We start from the raw sequence: 17,046 nt of genomic DNA, 5'->3' as shown, positions 1-17,046 counted from the left end.
AGATATTTCATCAATTCATACCCTTTTTTGTATACATTGATATAAATAAACATACAAAAGCTTGATCTTGCCATCTTCTAAAAAGATGACACCTCAAATACATTCACATAAAAATATTTATCTGACCAGCTTCAATAGTATTGCCATAAAAGCTCCGAATGAGCATAAAACGATCTTCATCCTACTAAATTATTAGAATATCATAAATACAGATAAAGGCTTGCCGCACATGCAAGTATGCATGTGCGATAAGCTTTTTCCTTATGTCCAAAATTATTGACTAACCGGTTTGGAGTACTTGTAAATATAGTTGATACGATACACAGTTCACATGAATCACTTTATAATCACTCGTCTTTCAAATCATTAAAAAATGCGCATTCCAATATTACGCCTTTCATATCTTTACATGATTTACATATTTGCAAATCATTCCCCTTACTTCTCGGTCAGAAAGAAAAATGTATTTTATCTCTTATGCTTTTAAAATATCAGCACCTACTTTTTTATTCAAATTCATAATTAATGGGAAGAAACTAATTCCTAATGCAAAAGCTAAGAATAGAATGATTGCCCAATAATAGTTCCCCGTCGCCATAACAATGATACCGACTAAAACAGGAACAATTGCGCCACCAACATTTCCTAACATATTCATAAATCCTGCAACGATACCAACATCGTCTCGTTGCGATATTGTTGCAGGTAAGCTCCAGAATGTACAACCCACCCAACGTTCACAAAACATCGCAAAGGATAAATAAATGATCGCCATGGTAATGCTAGTTGCATTGCTCAAGAAATACATAGCTATAGCCATCAAAACACCTAAAATTCCAAAAGACCATTTGACAATCTTATTAGGGTCAATTCCCTTTTCTTTTAGATGATCAATAAAAAATCCTCCAAATAATTCACCAATAACGCCAACGCCAAAAACGATAAATATGGACGTGCCTATTGTCATAATGTTGACATTAAAAACTTGTGATAAGTACATGGGTCCCCATGTCATCAATCCGTACCAAAAGCAATCATAACAAATAAATCCCAAAGTCATTCCCCAAAATGTAAAACTTTTTAAATATCTTGTTAATCCAACAGATAATTTTTGATTTGCATCTCCAGATATTTTATATTCATCTTTTAACGCATTATCTATATATTCACGTTCTGCAGCATTAATTCTTGGACTTGTATCTGGCGTAGCTTTACAAAACGGATAACATAATAAAACTACCAAGATGGTCAAAATACCCGCTCCCATTAAAGCACCTCGCCATCCCCCAAACCAAGCAAGGAAAGCTACAATCAATGGACCTCCAATAGCAGTGCCCAAAGGCGAGCCAGCATCAACAATAGCAGCTCCACGAGTCCGTTCATTCTTTGTTAGCCATACAGATTGTAATTTACTACTAGCGGGATAAATAGGGGCTTCAGAAGCTCCCAATAGTGCTCGAACAATCATAAAAGCAGTACTGCTGTGAAGACAACCTGTAATCATTTGAAAAACGCCCCACAAAATACCTGAGCCTAAAATAGTCTTTCCCGGACCAAACCTATCTGCAAACCATCCTGCTGGAATTTGCATTACAGTATATCCCCAAAAAAATGCACTTAAAATAACGCCAACCAATTCTGGACCAAACTGAAGTTCTTCTTCAATTGCAGGCATACATACAGAAATAACAGCACGGTCAATGTAGTTGACTGTACATAATGCAAATAAAGAAGCAAATACCATCCATCTCACTTTCGTAGGTTTTTCGTTGTTCATTCTACTCTCTCCTTTTTTTGTTTCTTAATACGAATTAATTCGTATTTACGTTTTTTATGTTTATATTATTGCACGCTACACATAAAACGTCAATATTTAATCATGAATATATTTTATTAGTATCATTCAACAAATGAAATGCATTTTATTCATAATTTTATTCATAAAAACCATTTACATTCCATCATTTATAGCACATAAATCACCTGCTTAAATCACAAAAAATAAACCAGTACCAATGTAAGAACTCCTTACATTGGTACTGGTTTATACCTAACCTATAATGCTTTAATGGATTACCATTGGTTATCCGTGTATATTTAATTTTCTTCTACTTCCTCTTTTTCTTCATGAACAACACGCTTCGAACCGTGCTTTTTCGCCGTATAATTTTTCCATACGACCCACAGGGACGTATCTACGCAGATGGACGAGTAGGCGCCGCTGATGAAGCCGATGAGCATGACCAGGGAGAAGTTCTTCGTCGATTCGCCGCCGAAGAAATGGAGGGCCCCGCAGGCAAAGAGTACCGTCGTCAGCGTGTAGATGCTGCGGTGGATACTCTGGGAAATGCTGTCGTGAGCCAGCTTTTCATACGTATCCGTGCGGCGGTGGGTCCTCGTGTTTTCGCGGACGCGGTCGAAAATGACGACGGCTTCGTTCATGGAATAGCCGACGACCGTCAGGATAGCCGCCAAGAAGGAGGCGTCGATTTCCAGCTGGAAGAAGGAGAAAAAGCCCAATACCATGATCAAGTCATGGAGGATGGATACGATAGCCGAAATGGCGATCTTATATTCAAAGCGGAAGGAAATATAGGCCGCCAGGGCGATAAAGGCCACGGCCAGGCTGGTCACGGCATTCTTCGTGACTTCCGAGCCGATGACGGCGCCGACCGATTCGATACGCTTCACTTCCGCGCCGCCCAGCTTTTCGTTGAGCTGATCGGAAATGGCCTTGCTTTCGTCGCTTTCCAGGTTGCGCATGCGGATCATCACTTCCTGAGACGATTCCTGATCCGTGACGCCCGACAGCTGGATAACGCTGTTTTCCAAATTCATATTGGAGTCATCGATGACTTCGCGCACCTGGGCTACCGTAACGGGCTGCTTGAACTGCAGGTCCAAAATCGTGCCGCCTGTATAGTCGATGCCGAAGTTAAAGCCGTTGATAAAGATGGAGATGACGCTCAGGACGACCAGGACGGACGACAGGGTAAACCACCATTTCTTATGGGCTACAATATCAAAACTCATTTCCGTCCCCCCTTTTTGAGCATGTGTTCCGGCACCTTGCGGTTCAATCCGTAGAACCACGGATTGGTGATGAGATTCGTGTTAATGAACCAGGTCAGCAGGGAACGGCTGACGATAATAGCCGTAAACATGCTGACGATGAGGCCTAAGGCCAGGTTGACGGCAAAGCCCTTGACCGTACCGGCCCCCATGACGATGAGGACGATAGCTGCAATCATAACCGATACGTTGGCGTCGAGAATCGTATGGAAGGCCCGCTTAAACCCGGCCTCCATCGACGTCCGCAAGGTCTTCCCTACGAGCACCTCTTCCTTAAATCGTTCGAAGATCAGTATATTGGCGTCGACGGCAAAGCCCATGGACAGGATAATCCCCGCAATGCCGGGCAAGGTCAGCGTCGCGTCGAGGTATTTCAAAATAGACAGCAGAATCAGGACGTATACCAGCAGGGCTACGTTGGCGACGATGCCGGACATGCGGTATACGACGACCAGGAAGATCATGATCAGGACGATGCCGATGGCAAAGGCCTTTTCGCTCTTAATCTTCGAATCCTGGCCCAGGCTCGGCCCGATAGTCCGCACTTCCATGACCTTCAGCTTGACAGGCAATGCGCCGGAACGAAGCAGGATAGCCAGATTTTTCGCTTCTTCCAGCGTCCGGCTGCCGGTGATGACCGCCTTGCCGCCGGTAATTGGTTCGTTGACGACGGGAGCCGTCAATACTTCGCCGTCCAGCAGGATGGCGATTTTATGGCCTACGTTGGCTGCCGTCAAATCGGCGAACTTGTCGGCGCCTTCATCGGTAAATTCAATGGCGACGACGTTCTGGTTGCCGTTTTCGATTTGCTCCTTCGCCGTTTTCAAATCCTTACCGGTCAGGCGCGTCGCGCCGCTTTCATCTTTAAATTCCATGACGGCCGTCTTGCCGATCGTTTCGATGGCTTTTTCCGGATTCTTTTCGCCGGGCAGCTCAACGATGATGCGGCGGGCGCCTTCCTTCTGCACCAGCGGTTCCGTCAGGCCCATTTCATTGATACGCCGTTCGACGATAGAGACGGCGCGGTTCAGCGAGTCTTCCGTGACCGGCGCATCGGGCGTATCTTCCGCTTCCAGGACGATATGCGTGCCGCCCTGCAAATCCAGGCCCTGTTTAATCGAGTTGGCCAGCGGATAAATGAAGGTCAGGAACACGCCCAATATAATGGCGACCGCCCCAAAAAACTTTATCATATTACGGGTCCGCAACAGGTTTCCCTCCTCTTATAAATACAGTAGTCTATACTATAAACGGCGGCGTTCCGCCGTCTGCTTCGTCATGCTTCCCCAAGGCCCGGCCTTCGCCGGCCCATGCAAAAAGGCCATGAACCGGCCCGCCCGGAAATGGCGCGGAGCCGGTCATTCATGGCTTTTCAAAGGTGTTACTTCGCGTCCTGCGATTCTTCAGTTTTCTTTTCTTCAGCCGGAGCTGCTGTTTCAGCCTGTGCTGGTTCGGCAGCCTTCGGTTCTGCCGGCGTTGCGTCGGCCTGTTTTGCTTCCGCCCCTTTTTCTACAGGCTTCGGATCAGCTTTCTTTTCCGCCTTTTTGGATTTCTTCCCTTCCGACCGATCCTGCTTTCCCAAGACCTGGTTGACGGCGTTGCGCGTAATCTTGATTTCTACCTTATCGGCTACGCGGATGACGAGATATTCGTCGTGAAGAGATACGATCGTGCCGTAAATACCTCCGGCAGTGATAATCTTAACTCCTGCTTTCAGGCTGTTCAGCATTTCCTGGCGCTGTTTCTGCTGCTTTTTCTGCGGACGCCAAAGCATGAAATAGAAAATGACTACCATGAGGATAATCGGCCAAAAGGCGTTTAACTGTTCCATCATGTCCACTGTATTCACCTCCAACATTTAATGATATGGTATATATGCAAGATACGAAATATTATGCATCTTGATATCGCTTCCAAAATTCCTGCCGGAACTGGCGGAACGTGCCGTCCAGAATGGATTGGCGCATGTCGCGCATAAACTGCAGCAGGAAATACAAATTATGAATGCTGACTAAGCGGTACGCCAGCAGTTCTTCCGCTTTGAAGAGATGGCGGATATAGGCCCGCGTATAGTTGCGGCACGTGTAGCAGCCGCAGCCTTCTTCAATGGGCGAGAAATCCCTGGCGTATTTTGCGTTGCGCACGGTCAGCCGGCCCGTATGGGTCATGGCCATGCCGTTGCGGGCTACGCGCGTCGGGAAGACGCAGTCGAACATATCTACGCCGCGGGCTACGCCCTCGACGAGGCAGTCCGGCGTGCCGACGCCCATGAGGTACCGGGCTTTCGTCTGCGGCAGGTAGGGCGTCGTATGATCTAGTATATCATACATTATATCCTTAGATTCGCCAACACTCAAGCCGCCGATGCCATATCCGTCAAAATTCATGTCTACTAATTCTTCACAGCTCTTGCGGCGCAGGTCCACATACATGCCGCCCTGGACGATGCCGAACAAGCCCTGCGTATCGCTATGGTGGTGATCCAGGCAGCGCTTGGCCCAGCGGCTCGTCCGCTCCGTCGAATGGAGGGTGTAGTCGTAGTCCGAAGGGTACGGGATGCACTCGTCGAAGGCCATGGCGATATCGGAATTAAGGGCCATCTGCACGTCCATAGATACTTCAGGCGACAGGAATTTCTTCGAGCCGTCCAAATGAGAGCGGAAGGTTACGCCTTCTTCCGTAATCTTGCGCATCTGCCCCAGGCTGAATACTTGAAATCCGCCGCTGTCCGTCAGGATAGCCTGCTTCCAGTTCATAAACTTGTGCAGGCCGCCGGCTTCCTTGACCAGGTCTTCGCCGGGCCGCAGGAACAGGTGATACGTATTGCTCAGGATGACCTGGGCGCCCATGTCGTACAGCTCTTCCGGCGACAAGGTCTTGACCGTCGCCTGCGTGCCTACGGGCATAAACATAGGCGTCTTGAAGGTTCCGTGAGGAGTGCGCAGGATGCCGGCTCTGGCGCCGTCGCATTCGGCCTGCAGTTCGTAAGTAATAACCAACGTCGTGTCCTCCTATCGTATAAACATGGCGTCGCCGAAGCTGAAGAAACGGTATTTTTCCTGCACGGCAATTTCATACGCCTTTAAGATTTTTTCTCTCGTAGACATAGCGCTGATGAGCATGAGGAGCGTCGACTCGGGCAGGTGGAAATTCGTGACCAGCGCGTCGACGATGTGGAAGGTGTAGCCGGGATAGATGAAAATATTCGTCCAGCCCGATCCGGCCTGCAGCACGCCCGTCGTACCGGCGCTTTCCAGCGTCCGTATAGACGTCGTGCCGACGGCTACGATGCGCCGGCCTTCAGCCTTCGCCCGGTTAATCGTCTGGGCCGCTTCTTCCGTAATGCTGTAAAATTCGCTGTGCATTTCGTGGTCTTCGATGTTTTCCTCTTCTACGGGCCGGAACGTCCCCAAGCCGACGTGCAGCGTAACGAAGACCAGCTCCACGCCCTTGGCCTTGATGCGTTCCAGCAGCTCGTCCGTGAAATGGAGCCCTGCCGTCGGCGCCGCCGCCGAGCCCCGTTCGCGGGCGTATACAGTCTGGTATTCGTCGGGATCTTCCAGCTTTTCGTGAATGTACGGCGGCAGGGGCATTTCGCCGATCTTGTCGATAATATCGTCGAATACGCCGTCGTATTCAAATTTAACGATGCGGCCGCCGAAGTCCGTACGGGCCAGTATCTGACAGGTCAGGCCTTCGGGAAACTCGATAACCGCCCCGGGCAGGGCCCGTTTCCCCGGCTTGACCAGCACTTCCCACGTGTCCTCGCCGACGGGCGTCAGCAGCAGCACTTCGACCTTGCCGCCTGTCGGCGACTTTTTCCCGTACAGGCGGGCCGGGATGACCCGGGAATCGTTAAATACCAAGACGTCGCCCTGATGGAGCTCGTCGATCAAATCGTAAAAATGCTTGTGTTCCACAGCCCCGCTCTGCCGGTCGTACAGCATGAGGCGGGCGTGATCCCGCTGCTCTGCCGGGTGCTGGGCAATCAATTCTTTTGGCAAATCATAATAAAAATCACTGAGTTTCAACGTACTGTCTCCTTAATCTATCTTGTCAAGCTTTACGCCCGTATAGTAATGCTGCAGTATCTTGCGGTACGTATTCTTGGCATTTTTCTGTTCCTGGGCCATCTGGTATGCGCCGTACTGGCTCATCCCCAGGCCGTGGCCCCATCCGAAGCCGTAAATCGTAATGGGCTTCTTGTCTTTAATTTTAAAAGTCGTCTTGCGAGACGATTTTTTCTTATTGTCTTTCTTGCTGTCTTTCTGCTTCTTTTCCGTCCCCTGATAGATGTCAAACAAGGTGCTCTTCAGTCCCATGATGGACTGGAAGGCGTTGCCCGTCAGCCTGACGCTTCCCGACGAGCCCTGAATCGTCATGGACAGGACGCGGCCGGATACGCCGCGGTCGGACACGTCCATGGGCCGCTTGCCCAAGGGCGACAAGGTAATGGACTTTATCTTGCCGACGTTTTTACCGGCTGCTTTCAGGTTCGCCGCCAGCTTTTCCGGCGTCGTCGTCACGGTCCAGCTGTAGGACGGCATCTTTTCGCTTCTATCGACGACGCCCCGCAGGTAAGGCACGTAATTGCCCCATACGTTTTCGCTGTGTTCCGTCCAGCCGCCGGCAGTGGCGCAGAAAATTGCCTCGATGGGCTTGCCCTTATACGTCAGGATTTCGCCCTTCGTCGCGTCGACGGCGCTGATAATGGACGGCGATTCGCCGTTGATGCCGGCATAAACCTGGCTGCGCGTGTCGTCGGTCATATCGAAGCCCTTGTTTCGGAAGGAGTTCTTATGATACACGGCGTAGGTCCGGGCCGCGACGGCCTGAGCTTTCAGCGCTTCAGAGCTCCACGACGGCGACATTTCCTTGCCGACGACGCCGTATAAATACTGCTCCAGGGGCACGACATTGACTACGGTGATTCCCGAAGACTTCGACGGCTGCATGCACTCGATGGAGCCGCGGTACGAATAGCCGTCGGTCAGCTTGACGACGCCCTTTTTCAAGGGCCGTACCGACACGGCGCCCTTGCTCTTCGAGCCGTTGACGACGAGGTCTTTGCCCTTGAGTTCCACCTTAACCGGTTTGTTCGCCCCTACCTTTTTCCACAGGGAACCGTTTTTATAAACGGCCGCCCCCTGGGTTCCGATGATGGATACGGATTTGCTCCCTTCACGGATGCCGATGCGCAGCGTCTGGTCCGAGCCGGCGCAGAAAGCCGTCGCCGTCAGGCAGACAAATAAAGCCGCCGCGGCGAGGACGCGAAGTAGTCGCGTTTTAATCATAGGTCTTCCCTCCTGTTAATGACGGAAAAATATATTCAGAATGAGGGTCAGCACGACGCTGATGATGAGGCAGGTTACGATGGGGAAATGAAAGGATACGTTTCCCTTCGTAAAATTCAAATCGCCGGGCAGGTTGCCTAGAAAACGGCTTACGCCGATGTGCTCCAGCGCCAGCCAGACAAAGCCGGCCGCAATAAACAACGCGCCGATTAAAATTAAGGTTTTCGCCATATATACCTCCTAAAATAACGAAGAGCCTTTGCCTTCCGACGGCGACGGCAGTCCCAGATGAGCGTAAGCCGCCTCAGTTACGACCCGTCCCCGCGGCGTGCGGTTCAAAAATCCGAGCTGCATGAGGAAGGGTTCGTACACGTCTTCGACGGCGTCGACGGACTCGCTGATCGCCGCGGCGATCGTATCGAGGCCGACAGGGCCGCCGCCGAATTTTTCAATGATGACCTGCAAGACCCGCCGGTCCGTCCGGTCCAGGCCGCAGGCGTCGACCTCCAGCCGGTCCAAGGCTTTTCCGGCCAAAGCCGATGAAATCGTCTGCTCGCCGGCTACCTGGGCAAAATCGCGGACCCGCTTCAGCAGGCGGTTGGCAATTCGCGGTGTGCCCCGCGAGCGGCGCGCCACTTCCAACGCGCCGGCATCGTCGATTTCTACGTTTAAAATATCGGCAGTCCGCTTGATAATCAGCACCAGCTCTTCGGGCCGGTAAAATTCCAGCCGGCAGATGACGCCGAAGCGGTCGCGCAGCGGCGGCGCCAGACGGCCGACCTGGGTCGTCGCGCCGACGAGGGTAAAGGGCGGCAGGTCGATGCGCACCGACCGGGCGCTTGGCCCCTTGCCGATGACGATGTCCAGAGCGTAGTCTTCCATCGCCGCGTACAGCACTTCTTCCACGCTGTGGGACAAGCGGTGTATTTCGTCGATAAACAGCAAGTCCCGCTCCTGCAAGTTCGTCAGCAGGGCCGCCAAATCGCCGGGGCGCTCGATAGCCGGCCCCGACGTAATGCGCAGGTTGACGCCCAGCTCGTTGGCGATGATGCCGGCCATCGTCGTCTTGCCCAGCCCGGGAGGGCCGTACAGCAGCACGTGATCCAGCGCTTCCTGCCGCAGCTTTGCCGCCTGAATAAAGACTTCTAAGTTCTGCTTGACCTTCTGTTGTCCTATATATTCTTTTAAATAGTGGGGACGCAGGCTGTACTGCCAGGAATCTCCCGCAATCGGGCCTGTCTCCACAATGCGATGCTCTTCCACGTCTTACCTCCTGCTTCCCAATGCCTGCAATACGGCTTTCAGCAGTTCCTCTACGGTCCGGCACTGGCCGGCCTTGGCTTCGATAGCCGGAAGCACTTCCTGTGAGGAATAGCCCAGGCTGGTCAGCGCTGCCAAAGCGTCCGAGGCAATGCCCTGCGGTATGCCGTCCAGACCGCTGTTATCGATAGCCGACGCATCGTCTTCGACCGGGCCGATTTTATCGTGCAGCTCCAGCACGATGCGCTCCGCCGTTTTCTTGCCGATGCCGGGCATCTTCGTCAGTACCTTCATATTCTTCTGATGCACGGCCAGTCGGAACCCGTCGGGACTGGCGGCGCTCAGAATGCCTAAGGCCACCTTCGGCCCTACGCCGTTTACGCTGATCAGCAGCATGAACAAGTCGTATTCATCCTGCGTGACAAATCCATATAATACCATGGCGTCTTCTCGGACGCTCATATACGTAAACAAGGTGATTTCCCGATTCAGCGCCAGTTTGTCCATCGTCGACGCCGGAATGGACACGCGGTAGCCGACGCCGTGGACGTCGACAAAGCAGGAATCGCGGAATATATGCGTCACAACTCCCTTGACATACCCAATCATAACTGCACCGTCCTTTTCAAACGCTGCGAATGGCTGGAATAAATGGCATAAATAGCCATCGCCAGCCCGTCGGCCGCATCATCCGGCTTGATTTTCTCGCGAATGCCCAGCAGGCGCATGGTCATATCGATGACTTGCTCCTTTGTCGCCCGGCCGTAGCCCGTAACCCCTTGCTTTACCTGCAGGGGCGTAAATTCCAGCAAGGGAATGCCGGCCTGCTGCGCCGTAAGCAAAATGATGCCGCGCGCCTGCCCGACCGTAATGGCCGTCGTAACGTTGCGGTTGAAAAACAGCTGTTCTACGCCGATAATATCGGGCTTATACTTAGCGTACAGCTCGTTCAGCCCTTCAAAGATAGTCACGAGGCGTTCGCCGTCGCTGTGGTCCGGCGTCGTTTGAATTGTTCCGTATGTAACCGGTGTAAGACGGCTTCCCTGGGCGTCGACGATGCCGAAGCCGCAGATGGCCGTTCCCGGGTCTATTCCCATAGCCCGCATGAATATCCTTCCTTTCACTACGCAAGCTGTACCGTTTATTATACCATGAATCGGCCTGCCCGTCATAGAGCTGCCGCCGTATTTTCCGTGGCATTGCCAAAAAGAGCGCCCTTACGGACGCTCTTTTTATTTCATACTCTTATTCAGCTGTTGTGTTGTTAACAACCTGTTTGCCCTTATAGAAGCCGCAAGTGGGGCATACATGATGGGGCATTACTGCTTCGTGGCACTGCGGGCATTCAACGAAACCCGGCGCTGTCAGCTTCCAGTTTGCACGACGCATTTTCTGACGAGTCTGGGACAATCTGTTCTTTGGTACTGCCATGTTCTGCACCTCCTTAAACCATGGTACGTATTTTAGTGCTTTGATTTTAATAAATCCCCCAAGACGGCGAGTCTCGGGTCGATCCTGTCGGTAGGACAACTACAGGGTCCTTCATTCAGGTTTGCGCCGCACTGCGGGCACAGGCCCTTGCAGTCAGGCTGGCACAACACCTTCATGGGCTCGCTGAGGATCAACGTTTCTCTAATTGTCTCCGTCAAATCGATGTATTCCCCGTTATAAGGCAATACGTCATCAGGAAGCTCTGCTTCCGTACCATAGACTTCAGACAGTGTTGCATTCCGATCCACCGATACCGGCATCAGACAGCGGCTGCATGCATACATGCCGGATGTACGAACTGTTCCTTTGACGACGATGTGCGTGCCATCGGACCAGAACGCGCCTTCCACAGCCACAACATGGTTTTTCCAAGGAAAAGCGTCTACATCACCTAAATCGGCAGCCGGCTTTTGAAAGGAAAAAGGAACTTTCCTTCCTTCCTCCTTTAGTGCTTCTTCGACTTGTAGTTTCATATTTCTACCTCGACTTTACTATTATATCTATCTGTAAATGCTTTGTCAATATATTTTTAGGGAATCGCAGGAAGGCCGGAAAAAGACTGAATCCCGCTGCTCTGTCAGGGCTGTTTCCGTTCAGGGCCGATAAATTCCCGCAGGAGAGAATTGCTGGGAACGACGGACGCATCCAGCCCCTTGAAGGGGTTCAGGAATTTCAGCAGCCGCTGCGCTTCGGCATAATGGGAGCTTTCCTTGTCAATGGAGCGCAGCAGGGGCTCGGCGTAGGGCTTCAGCACGGACAGCTCGTATGGCAGGGCTGTGTTGAAAATCGTATCGGCGTCTTCCTGATAAGGGTAAATATTCACTTCTTCGCCGCGGCGCACGTCGGCCCATATGTCCATTGTATCCAAGGGGCCGCGGTTGCGGAACTGCTGGTCCCGCACCATGCGGCGGATAATCCGCGTGTCGGCCGTCGAAATGCGGTTGTGGTCGTTGATGCGGATTTGCGTCAGCACGCCCAGGGTGATCTTATATTTTTCGTACCGCGGCAGCATATACGTCAGCGAATCGTTCAGGGCATGGAGCCCTTCGACGACGATGGGCTGCTCCGGCTCCAGATGGACGGGCTTTTCGTCGAAATAGCGCTTGCCGCTCACGAAATCAAAGCGGGACAGGCAGACGTCGCGGCCCTGCTGCAGCTCGTCGATCTGCTGGTTAAACAAGGGGATGTCGATTGCCCGCAGGGATTCGAAATCGTAGCTGCCGTCGGGATTTTTCGGCGTGTCCTCGCGGTTGTAAAAGTAATCGTCCAGCGATATCTTGACGGGCCGCAGCCCTACGACGCGGAGCTGCGTCGTCAATCGCTTGCAGAACGTCGTCTTTCCCGCCGACGACGGGCCGGCGATGAGGATGACCTTGATCTTCGGCCGCTGGCGGACGATGTAATCGGCAATTTCAGCCAGCTTTTTTTCCTGCAGCGCTTCGGCCATATCGACGATATCCTGAATCGTTTCGTCGGCAATATAGCGGTTTAAATCAGAAACGTACTGACAGCGGACGATGCGTCCCCATTCTTCCGCATCTAAAAATAAGCGGGCCATCTTGGGAATTTCCTTATACAGCGGCAGCTCATTGGGATTATCTACCTTCGGCGTTTCCAAGATGACGCCCGGCGCGTAGGAACGCAGATTGAAGCAGGTCAAGTAGCCCATGCTCGGCAGCATAGGCCCCATGTAGTAATCGAAGACCTGGCCGCACTGATAGGTCATGACGTGCTTGAGGCCGACGTGGCGCAGCAGCTCCGCTTCCCGTTCCATGTGGCGGTTGCGGCACATGTCCATGGCTGTTTCCGCGCTGAGGACGACTTGCGTAATAGGCTCGTCCTGGGCGACGATTTCCTGCATGCGCCGCTTAATCGATTCGACGTCCCGATAGGTCACGGTATGGCCGATATCCAGCTCGCAGTACAGCGACTTGCGCAGGGCGTGCTTTACAAACACTTTTCCCTGCGGGTATAAATCGCTGACAGCCCGCACGAGCAGCATGATGGCCGTGCGGACGAGGCATTGATTGCCTTCCAGCGTCGCCATGGAAAACCAGGAAATATCCCCGTCTTCCCGCACCTTCGTCTGCAAGCCTACAAATTCATTATTATATAGCGCCGCCGCAATGCGGGGCTCCGCGTCGCCATAATGCTCGGAGCAAAGCTGCAGCAGCGTCGTTCCTTCTTTGAGAGTATATGTCTTGCCGTTTGTCTTGTCATGCAGCGTAATCACAACTGGTCACATCCTTCCGTATAACGCTTGTTCTCTTGATTATATTCGAGAAAACCGACGTTTTTTCCTTTTTTATGCTATAATGAGAGCCGTACCGCATTCTATGCAAAGAAGGAAATGGCTATGAAATTATCGTCTATTCCCAAACCGGATATAAAAATACTGGCAGCCGCCGCTGCGGCCGCCGTCTGCATTGGCGCCGCCTGCCTATCCTATGAAATGATATACAAGGCTACGCCGGAGTATTCATTTTCCCGCATCGTCGCCGCCGCTCAGGCAGGAGACGGCGAAACCCTGACTCTCTCAGCAGACGGAGACGTGCTGGCCGGCCAGTTGTTCGATAGCCTGATTCGCCGGCAGCAAGGCCAAACGGCGGCGTCCCGCGCCCTGCTTCTGCCCGCAAAAGGCGAGTTCATCCACGCCTGCCAGACCATTCTCGCCGGCGATTCAGACGAAGCCCGGCTGGAAAACGCGCGAAAGGTCCTTGCAGACACGGGAAGCCAGGCGGGCCTGCTCCTTCCCGCCTCGGGCTGGCGCTATGAATCGTCGTCGTGGAGCCGTCAGGACGGCTCGGGCTACGCCCAGCTTACGGCCTCCTTTTATAACGATTCGCTGCAAGCATCGATTCCCATCACCTTCCAGCTGGAAAAGGTATCGGCCCGCCAGTGGCGCGTCGTCGCCTTTGCCGACCCGGACGCCGTCGTACAGGAATTGCAGCAGGCCTCTGAAGCAGCCTTGGCAGCGGCCAACCGGCCCGTTTCCCAGCGCATCGATTCCCTCGTCCAGATTACAAGCCTCTCCGCTTCCGTCGTTCGCGGCAGCACGGAGCAGGATACATACCTGCGCATCCAATACACGCCGAAGCTGTCCGCACAGGGCAAGGAAACCCTCCGGGAAGCCAAAGGCCGGTACGAGCTGCGCCGCGCCGACTCGACGGTCCTCTTCTCCGCGCCCATACGCATAGCCATCTACGCCGACGGCAAAGCTCATACCAGCCAGTTCCGGCTGAACGCCGCCGTTCCGGCCCAGGCCGAGCTGCTCCGCACGGCGACGCTGGAAGGATTGCAGAGCCGCATTTCCATTACCTCAGTCCAGCTGCAAGACGGCACGCAGCTCGAGCTGAAAGATTCGCTGACAAACTGATACAAAAAAAATCCGTATGGAACACGTCGTCCCATACGGATTTTTACGCAGTATGATGAAATAGTTAGCGGCAGACTTCGATGATCTTCGGCTTGGCGTTGATATCGTTCGTCAAGGACCGGTCAAACAGCTTGACGCCGACAACGCCGATAAGAAACCCGACGATACCGCCGACAATCGCAGCCTGCATGGCATCCATGCCTTGGGAAAGGCCGATCCAGTGACCAGCGACGGCTCCGAGGCCGGCGACGATAAGGGGCATGATAAAGCAGACAAAGGCGCCGATAACGATGTTGACTTCCCGCACTTCAAATTTGACGTGCTGCCCCACTTCCGCACCGATAGGATTCAGCGCCTTGACGACGATGTGTTCCGCGCCGGGACAAGCGCCGCAGGCCATGCAGTCCGAATGGCGGCCGACCTTTACTTCGGCAAGGCCGTCTTCTTCAATCGATAAGATCGTACCTTCTTCTATTTTCATGATCATTCACTCCTTCTCATATGTCACGCCTGCATCAGGCAGACAGTACCATCAACGTATAGTAATTATCGTTTATATTATTATAGCACGGCTTGTCAACTCAATCAATACCATTATGGTGTAGTTTTATATTTTGAATGCATGTCCCGTATATCCAGAAGATATGCGCTACCGCAAAGCTGCCTAAACAGAAAAGTATACTCCCCCAGTCATGCGAGGAGTATACTTTTTTACTATGTGCTGCTTAGGTTACACTACGGTGTCTTATTCTCCTGATCTGCTGCGAAAACCTTAGCTTTCAACCTTCGGCAAATCGAGAGTCGTGCAGATACGGCCTTGGCGCTTGCCGATGGTGTCGATAAATTCTTCAGCCTTCTGCGCGTCCGTTTCAATGCCTGTGGCAACTTTTACGAGGCCTTTCAGGTATTCCCAGTCCGTATACATTCTGGCCATGACGGTCGACGCTTCCTGGTTGCCGCCGCCGTGGAGGGCCATAGCCGTCCAGTTGGAGCCGCGTACCATGTGTTCGATGAAGCGGCTGGCCCGCAGACGGTCGAAGGCGTTGTATTTCGGGTTGCCCGGGTTGAAGGCTCTCTGGCACAGTTCGCCGACTTCGGGATTTCTCATATCCAGTTCGGACGGAGCCGTTTCGCCGAAGCCTGCCAGGATATCGCGGGCGTACCGAACGGCGTCGAAGGGAATCTTCGTGCAGGTGTATTTGCACGTATGGGACATGAGCGGGTTGGGAATCCAGAAGCCGCTGGGATGCTGGAATCCTTCTACGCCCGAAGCAATGGACAGGCCGTAAACCGTTTCAGCAGTCATTGCCATTTCCGTGAGCTTCGTCCGGATATGACCGGCTTTCTGCACGCCGACCATATCGGCCAACAGACTTGCCGCGCCGCAAAGAGCCGAGCATCCGCCGGCCTTGCAGCCGCCGGCCGTCAATCTGTGGACTGCCGTGAAGTAGCTCAGGAGCCGTCCTACGTACTGCGTTTCGCCGCAGAGGAATACTCTTTCATTCGGTACGAATACGTGATCGAAGTATACGAGCGCCTGATGGTCGGCATACTGTTTGCCCAAGTCGATGCCTTCGATATCGCCTTCGACTTCAAAGAAGCGTTTATCCTGAGGCGTACGACCTAAAACAAAGGTCAGTCCCGGCGTATCGGCAGGAACAGCGCAGGCAACGGCAAAGTCCTTGTCTTCCGGCTTCATGTTCGTCGTCGGGACGATGACGATTTCATGAGCGAAGAGGATACCCGTCTGGTTGCACTTGAACCCGCTGATGACGATGCCGTCTTCGCGGACTTCGTCGACATGGACGTAGGAATCGCGGTCAGCCTGCGCATGAGGCGGCGCCGTCCGCAGCCCTTTGACGTCCGTTACCGTAACGGTACAGGTCAAGTCGTTCTGCTGTACGTATTTCAGGAAATTCATGAAGCGTTCAAAATAGTTGGTACCCAAGTCGTGGTCCATGTCGTAGCACGCAGGGCCTAATCCGGCAAATGCTTCCGAGCCGGTGCAGCGGTGCGTACAGCAACCGATAACTTCAGCCAGCGCTCTGGCGGCTCTGGTCTTGCGGTTCGCGTCTTCTGCCGAACGGAGGGGAGCGTTGTAAATACTGACCCGTTCGTCGAGCATATGGGACGGAACAGTAATCAGATCCTGCCAGTCCGGGCGATGCTGCAGTTCGTAAATCTTGGAGATAGCGTTGAAGCTGGCCGCCAAGGGCGGATAGGTCGTAACGTCTTCAATTTTCTCTCCCAGGAACCATACGTTCATCGGTTTTCTGGCGCGAATGCTGTCTTGGAATTGTTGTTTAGTCATTAACATACCAAACCCCTCCTTCGCTGGACTCATATTTCATACACTATCCTATACCTGATGGATCTTTCACAAATATATATGAAATAAATATGCCAAATACAAAAAAGCTGCAAATGGCGTAAATACGGGCCTTTAAAAACATATCTGCATCCAGTGCGATGTATATTTACATCGCCTGTATGCCGATATCCTTACTGCTTATTGCCGATGCCATGATGGTACCGCTTTCGTCCAACCGATGC

At 52.6% G+C, this 17,046-nt stretch carries 17 protein-coding genes; 1 reads left to right on the top strand and 16 read right to left on the bottom strand.

Annotation, left to right across the window (positions count from 1 at the left end; translation table 11 throughout):
- Window positions 1–475: 475 nt before the first annotated feature.
- The 14 genes from E0L13_RS05335 to E0L13_RS05270 form a co-directional block, all read right to left on the bottom strand.
- On the bottom strand, window positions 476–1,777 hold the full coding sequence (locus tag E0L13_RS05335; protein ID WP_095629506.1) for an MFS transporter: 1,302 nt from the start codon (window positions 1,775–1,777) through the stop codon (window positions 476–478).
- Window positions 1,778–2,097: 320 nt separating this feature from the next.
- Window positions 2,098–3,033, bottom strand: a complete 936-nt coding sequence (gene secF / locus E0L13_RS05330) for a protein translocase subunit SecF (protein ID WP_154876577.1) — start codon at window positions 3,031–3,033, stop codon at window positions 2,098–2,100.
- Complete coding sequence (gene secD / locus E0L13_RS05325) at window positions 3,030–4,265, bottom strand: protein translocase subunit SecD (protein ID WP_168060821.1); 1,236 nt, start codon at window positions 4,263–4,265, stop codon at window positions 3,030–3,032. The genes secF and secD overlap by 4 nt, the downstream gene beginning before the upstream one ends.
- A 188-nt stretch (window positions 4,266–4,453) precedes the next feature.
- The gene (yajC, locus tag E0L13_RS12015) at window positions 4,454–4,906 is read right to left on the bottom strand and encodes a preprotein translocase subunit YajC (RefSeq protein WP_331225480.1); all 453 of its coding nucleotides are present in this window, start codon (window positions 4,904–4,906) and stop codon (window positions 4,454–4,456) included.
- 58 nt (window positions 4,907–4,964) lie between these two features.
- A complete protein-coding gene (tgt, locus tag E0L13_RS05315; protein WP_087478047.1) occupies window positions 4,965–6,071 on the bottom strand; it encodes a tRNA guanosine(34) transglycosylase Tgt in 1,107 nt (368 codons plus the stop codon).
- 12 nt (window positions 6,072–6,083) lie between these two features.
- Window positions 6,084–7,103: a tRNA preQ1(34) S-adenosylmethionine ribosyltransferase-isomerase QueA gene (gene queA / locus E0L13_RS05310; protein WP_168060819.1), complete on the bottom strand. Its 1,020-nt coding sequence runs from the start codon at window positions 7,101–7,103 to the stop codon at window positions 6,084–6,086.
- 12 nt (window positions 7,104–7,115) lie between these two features.
- Window positions 7,116–8,366, bottom strand: coding sequence for a SpoIID/LytB domain-containing protein (locus tag E0L13_RS05305; protein WP_168060817.1), 1,251 nt, complete (start codon window positions 8,364–8,366; stop codon window positions 7,116–7,118).
- A 15-nt stretch (window positions 8,367–8,381) separates the two neighbouring features.
- Window positions 8,382–8,597, bottom strand: a complete 216-nt coding sequence (locus E0L13_RS05300; protein WP_087478044.1) for a DUF2905 domain-containing protein — start codon at window positions 8,595–8,597, stop codon at window positions 8,382–8,384.
- Between the two features lie 9 nt (window positions 8,598–8,606).
- Window positions 8,607–9,629, bottom strand: a complete 1,023-nt coding sequence (ruvB, locus tag E0L13_RS05295) for a Holliday junction branch migration DNA helicase RuvB (RefSeq protein ID WP_087478043.1) — start codon at window positions 9,627–9,629, stop codon at window positions 8,607–8,609.
- Between the two features lie 3 nt (window positions 9,630–9,632).
- Entirely contained in the window at window positions 9,633–10,235 is a 603-nt protein-coding gene (gene ruvA, locus E0L13_RS05290) for a Holliday junction branch migration protein RuvA (RefSeq protein ID WP_168060815.1), read from the bottom strand.
- Entirely contained in the window at window positions 10,232–10,732 is a 501-nt protein-coding gene (gene ruvC / locus E0L13_RS05285) for a crossover junction endodeoxyribonuclease RuvC (RefSeq protein ID WP_087478041.1), read from the bottom strand. The genes ruvA and ruvC overlap by 4 nt, the downstream gene beginning before the upstream one ends.
- Before the next feature lie 139 nt (window positions 10,733–10,871).
- Window positions 10,872–11,057 carry a 50S ribosomal protein L32 gene (rpmF, locus tag E0L13_RS05280; protein ID WP_087478040.1) on the bottom strand — a complete coding sequence of 62 codons (186 nt, stop codon included), beginning with the start codon at window positions 11,055–11,057 and terminating at the stop codon, window positions 10,872–10,874.
- Between the two features lie 32 nt (window positions 11,058–11,089).
- On the bottom strand, window positions 11,090–11,590 hold the full coding sequence (locus E0L13_RS05275; RefSeq protein ID WP_087478039.1) for a DUF177 domain-containing protein: 501 nt from the start codon (window positions 11,588–11,590) through the stop codon (window positions 11,090–11,092).
- 104 nt (window positions 11,591–11,694) lie between these two features.
- Window positions 11,695–13,350 carry a nucleoside kinase gene (locus E0L13_RS05270; protein WP_168060813.1) on the bottom strand — a complete coding sequence of 552 codons (1,656 nt, stop codon included), beginning with the start codon at window positions 13,348–13,350 and terminating at the stop codon, window positions 11,695–11,697.
- Window positions 13,351–13,473: 123 nt separating this feature from the next.
- Here E0L13_RS05270 and E0L13_RS05265 point away from each other — a divergent pair, with 123 nt between their 5' ends.
- A complete protein-coding gene (locus tag E0L13_RS05265; protein ID WP_168060811.1) occupies window positions 13,474–14,493 on the top strand; it encodes a hypothetical protein in 1,020 nt (339 codons plus the stop codon).
- A 64-nt stretch (window positions 14,494–14,557) separates the two neighbouring features.
- On the opposite strand, the gene E0L13_RS05260 is transcribed toward E0L13_RS05265, so the two are convergent.
- On the bottom strand, window positions 14,558–14,974 hold the full coding sequence (locus tag E0L13_RS05260) for a SoxR reducing system RseC family protein (RefSeq protein ID WP_087478036.1): 417 nt from the start codon (window positions 14,972–14,974) through the stop codon (window positions 14,558–14,560).
- Window positions 14,975–15,265: 291 nt separating this feature from the next.
- A complete protein-coding gene (locus tag E0L13_RS05255; protein ID WP_158099962.1) occupies window positions 15,266–16,810 on the bottom strand; it encodes a 4-hydroxyphenylacetate 3-hydroxylase N-terminal domain-containing protein in 1,545 nt (514 codons plus the stop codon).
- Window positions 16,811–17,046 lie beyond the last annotated feature (236 nt).

Origin of the sequence: Megasphaera sp. SW808, assembly GCF_012027795.1 — a bacterium.
Lineage (GTDB): Bacteria > Bacillota > Negativicutes > Veillonellales > Megasphaeraceae > Megasphaera > Megasphaera stantonii.
The sequence above is the reverse complement of the archived record's forward strand: the minus strand, read 5'-3'. Positions and strand labels throughout refer to the sequence as shown.